We start from the raw sequence: 5,780 nt of genomic DNA, 5'->3' as shown, positions 1-5,780 counted from the left end.
CCCTCGCCGTATCGGCGGGATCACGCTCCGCCCGTGCGACACCGATGAAGACGCATCTCACCGCGGTCGGCCGCGACCTGCCCGATCTCCAGGCCGTCATGAAACGCCGCAACACACGGCGAACCGGCCCGGGAACACCCGCACACCCACGCCCTCCGGGAAACCACCCGCACCGGAACCGAACCTGGAAGCCGCAGTGAGCTGAGGCGGCGGGCTCCGGCTAGGAGGCGCCCCGTCCGGCCCGCTGCAACGCGGGCTCCTCCCGGGCGTCGTCGTGCACGTACCGGCGTCCACGCAGCAGCGACACCAGTGCCGCGACCAGCGACATCGCGATCGCCATGCCGAACACGATGACGAGCCCGTGGTGGAACGGCTCGGAGATCAGGTGCGGGAAGTAGGACCGGCCGGTGAGGGTCGCCACGTCGTCCGGCGCGAGCCCGCCGAGCACATGGAACGGCACGAGCAGGTTCTGGATCGGGTTGTAGCCGAGGAACGCGGCGAACAGCGTGCCGACCGGCGGCAGCTCGCCGACCCGCGCCGCCGGACCGGCCGGGACCCCGTGCTGCGTCAGTCCCTGCGTGAGCGTCTTCGGCAGCGTGCCGGACAGGCCCGCGATCATCAGGGAGAAGAACACGCCGATCGACAGCACCATGCCGGCGTTCATGAACGTGGCGCGCATCCCGGACGCGACGCCGCGCCGGTCCGCCGGGACGGAGTTCATGATCGCGGTGGTGTTGGGCGCGGCGAACAGCCCGGAGCCGATCCCGTTGAGGAAGATCAGCAGGGCGAACGCCGGGTACCCGAAGTCGGTCGGGATCATCAGCAGCCCGGCGAACGCCAGCGCGGACAGCACGAGCCCGCCGGACGCGAACGCGCGGGCGCCGTGCCGGTCGGACAGATGCCCCGAGAGCGGGCCCGCCACCAGGAAACCGGCGGTCAGCGGCAGCAGGTAGATGCCCGCCCAGAGCGGCGTGTCCGCGTAGTCGTAGCCGTGCAGCGGCAGCCAGATGCCCTGCAGCCAGATGATCAGCATGAACTGCATCCCGCCGCGCGAGATCGCTGCGAGCAGCCCGGCCGCGTTCCCCGCCGTGAACGCCCGGATGCGGAACAGCCCGAGATGGAACATCGGCTGCTCCACCTTGGTCTCGATCCAGCCGAAGAGCACGAGCACCGCGATGCCGCCGGTGATCCCGGTCAGCACCCGGGGGTTCGTCCAGCCCATGTCATGGCCGCCGTAGGGCTGGATGCCGTAGGTGATCGCGGCGAGCAGCGCGGTCAGCCCGACCGCGAACGTCGCGTTGCCGAGCCAGTCGATCTTCGCGGTGACGGCCCTCTTCGCGGTCTCGACCAGGCTGCGGTACGCCCAGATCGTCCCGATGATTCCGATCGGCGCGGACGCGAAGAACACCAGCCGCCAGTTGATCTCGCTGAGCAGGCCGCCGGCGACCAGGCCGATGAACGTCCCGGCGATGCCCGCGACCTGGTTGACGCCCATCGCCATACCGCGCCGGTGCGCCGGGAACGCGTCGGTGAGGATCGCGGCCGAGTTCGCCATGAGCATGGCGCCGCCGATCCCCTGGAACACCCGCCAGCCGATGAGCCAGACCGCCCCGGCGCCCTCGTGCAGCGGATCGAGCGCCAGCACGAGCGTCCCGACCGTGAACACCGCGAATCCGGCGTTGTACATCCGGACGCGCCCGAACATGTCGCCGAGCCGCCCAAGGGTCACCACCAGCACCGCCGAGACGAGCATGTAGCCCATCAGGTTCCACAGCAGGTAGCCGATATTGCCCGGCTCCAGCGGATTCAACCGGATGCCGCGGAAGATCGCCGGCAGCGAGATGATCACAATCGAGGAGTTGACCGTCGTCAGCAGCATGCCGAGCGTCGTGTTGCTCAGCGCGACCCACGGATAGCGCTCGGACGACACGCCGCGTCACCCCCGCCAGATAGTTTCCTGCACTAACTGATCATGGGCGCGCTCTTCCACGCCACCCCGGCAAAGGAGCCTCAACCCTCACCCCCAGGGCACGTAAGATGCTCCAGGTGGGCGGGAAACACCGGCTGGACCTGGACGACGAACGCCTCGCCGCGTTCTTCGGCGAACGCCACATATGCACACTCGTCACCGTCCGCCCGGACGGCACCCCCCACGCCGTCCCCGTGGGCGCCACCCTGGACGCCGGGACCGTCCGCGTGATCACCTCGGCCACCTCCGCGAAGGTCCGCCACGTCCGCCACGCCGGCGAGGCCGGCCTGCCGGTCGCCGTGACCCAGGTGGACGGCCGCCGCTGGGCCACCCTCGAAGGCCGCGCGGTCGTGAAAACAGACCCGGACTCCGTAGCCGACGCCGAACGCCGCTACACGGCCCGCTACAAGCCCCCGCGCCCCAACCCGAACCGAGTGGTCATAGAGATCACCGCAACCCGAGCACTGGGCAACCTCTGACCCTCCCTGCCTCTGCACCCTTCCTACCTCTGCCCCTCCAGGGCCGCGTCAACGACCGAGGTCATCGAGGCCGGCGCGGCGGAAAGGGGACAGTGCGAGCACGACCGCGACGAGCAGGAATCCGCCCGAAGCGCCCCAGAGCACCGACCGGTCCCCGACCACGTCACCCAGAATCCCGCCCGCGGGTGCACCGACCACGATGACGGCACGGTTGATCGAACGCATGACGGCGTTCATCCGCCCCTGCAGGGCGTCCGGCGTCACCGCCTGCCGATACCCCATCTCATTCGCGTTCTCCGCGCCCATCGACAGGCCGAGCAACGCCTGCCCGGCGGCGAACAGGACCCACCCGGCCCACTGCGCGGTGCTCGATGCCATCAGCGCCCAGGAGACCCCGGTGAGCGCGCGACAGACGATGACCACCCGCCCCGCGCCGAAGCGCGCACCGAGCCGCGTGGCCGCGATGCTGCCCAGGAGCCCACCGCCCCCACCCGCCGCGACCGTCAGCCCCAGGCCGAACGGGCTCAGGCCGAGGGTCCGCAGCGCGAAGGTCGGCAGAACGGCGCCCGCGATGGCCGAGCAGAAGAACCAACCGTGGGTGGTCACCGCGAGGGGCCGCAGGGTGACGTGCCCATAGACCCACCGCAGACCTTGCACCGCCTCGCTCGTCACGCCATGAGCCGAAACAGGCCGGGACGCGGGCTCGGGCACCCGGACCCGGACGAGCAGCAGCCCCGACACGAGGTAACTCACGGCGTCGACGAGTACGGCCCACGGCGCCGTCAAGAGCGAGACCAGCCCACCTGCGAGAGCCGGGCCAGAGGTCTGCGCGACCGCCGAACTCTGGTCGAGCCGGGCGTTGGCCGCGGTGAGCAGATGGGCGGGGAGCAGCCGCGGAAGAAAAGCCTGAGACGCGGCGTCATTGAGAAGGGACATCAACCCGAACGAGGCCATGAACAGCATCAGCAGAAGCAGCGACAAGTGATGCGTCACGGCGAGCACCGGCACGGCGATGAGAAGAAGACCACGGCTGAGATCAGTGGTGACCAGCAGCGGACGCCGCCGGGAACGATCTACCAGAACCCCGGCGACCAGCCCGAACAGCAGGTACGGCGCCCAGCGCGCCGAACTGACCAGCCCTACGCCCGTGGCGCCTTCGTGCAGCGTGAGCACGATGAGCACCTGGATGGCGAGCGTTGTGACATAGCTGCCGAAGTCCGAGATGGTCGACGCCGCCCATGCCGACACGAAGCCGGGGCAATCACGCAGACGTTGCTGCGGCCGCCCCACGCTCTCGATCGCCACACAAGATTCTTATGACAAGGCATCTCGGTAAGCCAGCCCGATAAAACCGGACCGACGGGCCATGGATTTCCGGCCGTCCGGTGAATGAGATCCACCGTTATTTGGGCTCTGTCGCATATTCGGTGGTGACGTCCTGGCTTCGCGGTATCACGATCGGTCATGCAGGAGAACGACGATCTTGTGAAGCTGATGCTCTCCGGGCTGTCTCCGCTGGCCATCGAGGACGTGGTGGGCCAGGGCGAGCTGATCTGGGGGCGGGCGCGGACACCCGACGGCCCGGCGGCATGCCCGGGCTGCGGCACCGGGTCGATGCACGGTTACCAGTGGCGGGCGGTTGCCGACGTTCCGATCGATGCCCACAGGGTCGTGGTCGGAGTGCGGGTGCGCCGGCTGGTGTGCCCGATCCGCGGCTGCGTCCAGGCCTTCCGTGAACAACTGCCCGGCGTCCTGGAGCGTCACCAGCACCGCACGCCCCGCCTGACCTCGCAGATCGCAGTGGTCGTGCGGGAACTGGCCGGCCGCGCCGGCACACGCCTGTCATCCGCGCTGGGCGTGCCACCATCCCGGCACACGGCACTGCGCGCACTGCTGAGGCTTCCGCTGCCGGAGCGGCCGGTGCCACGGGTGCTCGGCGTGGACGACTTCGCCCCGCGCAAGCACCGCAGTCACGCCACCGCGCTGATCGACGCCCAGACCCGGCAGCGCATCGACGTGCCGCCCGACCGCAGGGCCGACACCCCGGAGGCGTGGCTGCGGGAGCACCCGGGCATCCAGGTCGTCTGCCGGGACGGTTCCGGCGCCTACGCCGAGGCGGTCCGCCGCACCCTCCCCGACGCGGTGCAGGTCGGGGACCGGTGACACATCTGGCACAACCTCGCCGAAGCGGTGTTGAAGGAGGTCGCCGCGCACAGCGCATGCCGGGCCAAAGCCGGGCCGCCGCCGCGCGAACAGGTGCCCGATCCTGCCGGGTGCCATCCGTAGCCACCGGCGCTCGGAATCACACCCCGGCAACACCTGCGCCACCGCCACACAGACCAGCTCGGCGTCGTTGAGCACCCGGCCGGGACCGCGTCTGCGAGGCCGACCCGCCGCAGGCAGGACATGGTCGTCCAGATGGACATAGAGTGCGGTCAGAAGGGCGTCCAGGTTTGTCTTCACACACTGATCATGGGCGCCCTTCGCCATGCCCGCAGCCGGTTCAGCCGACCACATCAGCGGCGGGCATGGTCCGCACCCACACGACAGCATGACCCACGCTCTTTGAGTGGCGAGTATGTCGCTGGTCAGAAGGCGGGAACCGCTGCGGGCGGACTGGTGCCGGTGCTGGGCGGGAGTGGGCGCGGCTCTCGTCAGGGGCCGGTTGTTTGACGGCGGCCCCGCGGTGGGGCACCGGTCCGTGGACGGCACCGTTGCCCTTGATAGGGGCCCGGAGGGGACGGCCGGATGACGGGAGTAGGCGGAGCCGTATTCCAGGGCATGTGGGTGCCGGATGGTGGGCGGTGTCGCTCCCGGGCGTCTTCGGGGGGCAGCAGACGGTAGCCGTAGCGACCGTCGGCGCCTCGGGTGATGTGGATCTGGCGCGGGTTGGCCGCCTTCCACCGGTTGTGCCACCCGCAGGTGAGGGCAAGCCGGTCGATGTCAGTGGGGCTGTCGCCCAGTGCCCAGCCGTGAACGTGGTCGACCTCGCACAACGTCCCGGGGACTTCGCAGCCGTGGACGGCGCAGGTCGGATAAAGGGCTTCGAGGACCTGGCGTTGGGCGGGGCTGGCGAAACGCACCCGGTGGCCGAGGTAGAGGGGTGTGTGGCCGCGTCCCAGGAGGAGCGACGACACTCCGGCGCTCAGGGCGATGCGGCGGGCCTGCTCGGCGGGGATGGGGGTGCCGTCGGTCAGCCTGGCCGGCGCCTTTCCACCGGTCAGGGTGTCCAGGTCGCAGATGACCGTGACCTTGGTGGCCTTGTGCCCGCCCGACAGCACCGAGGTGAGCGCGGCCGCCGTGCGTTCGGACAGGTCGCGGTGGTCGTCGGT

The 5,780-nt window shown here is 70.1% G+C and carries 4 protein-coding genes and 2 pseudogenes; 2 read left to right on the top strand and 4 right to left on the bottom strand.

Features of this window, described 5'->3' with window-relative positions; genetic code table 11:
* Positions 1-220: 220 nt before the first annotated feature.
* Positions 221-1,930: an MFS transporter gene (locus AF1_RS31570; protein ID WP_067807784.1), complete on the bottom strand. Its 1,710-nt coding sequence runs from the start codon at positions 1,928-1,930 to the stop codon at positions 221-223.
* Positions 1,931-2,046: 116 nt separating this feature from the next.
* Here AF1_RS31570 and AF1_RS31565 point away from each other — a divergent pair, with 116 nt between their 5' ends.
* Positions 2,047-2,448 carry a pyridoxamine 5'-phosphate oxidase family protein gene (locus tag AF1_RS31565; protein ID WP_242608769.1) on the top strand — a complete coding sequence of 134 codons (402 nt, stop codon included), beginning with the start codon at positions 2,047-2,049 and terminating at the stop codon, positions 2,446-2,448.
* A 48-nt stretch (positions 2,449-2,496) separates the two neighbouring features.
* Here the strand turns inward: AF1_RS31565 and AF1_RS31560 are convergent, their stop codons facing one another.
* On the bottom strand, positions 2,497-3,753 hold the full coding sequence (locus AF1_RS31560; RefSeq protein ID WP_207394015.1) for an MFS transporter: 1,257 nt from the start codon (positions 3,751-3,753) through the stop codon (positions 2,497-2,499).
* A gap of 159 nt (positions 3,754-3,912) precedes the next feature.
* Between AF1_RS31560 and AF1_RS31555 the strand changes: the two are divergent.
* Positions 3,913-4,710 (top strand): annotated as a pseudogene (locus AF1_RS31555) (ISL3 family transposase); the annotation flags it as partial.
* Here AF1_RS31555 and AF1_RS37205 read toward each other — a convergent pair.
* Positions 4,693-4,911 (bottom strand): annotated as a pseudogene (locus AF1_RS37205) (IS982 family transposase); the annotation flags it as partial. The pseudogenes AF1_RS31555 and AF1_RS37205 overlap by 18 nt on opposite strands.
* A 191-nt stretch (positions 4,912-5,102) precedes the next feature.
* Positions 5,103-5,780: HNH endonuclease signature motif containing protein (locus AF1_RS33895; protein WP_157419375.1), on the bottom strand; the 678-nt coding region annotated here is incomplete at its 5' end.

The sequence above is a fragment of the Actinomadura formosensis NBRC 14204 genome, from assembly GCF_001552155.1.
Taxonomy (GTDB): Bacteria; Actinomycetota; Actinomycetes; order Streptosporangiales; family Streptosporangiaceae; genus Spirillospora; species Spirillospora formosensis.
This window is presented reverse-complemented; position numbering and strand designations above follow the sequence as displayed.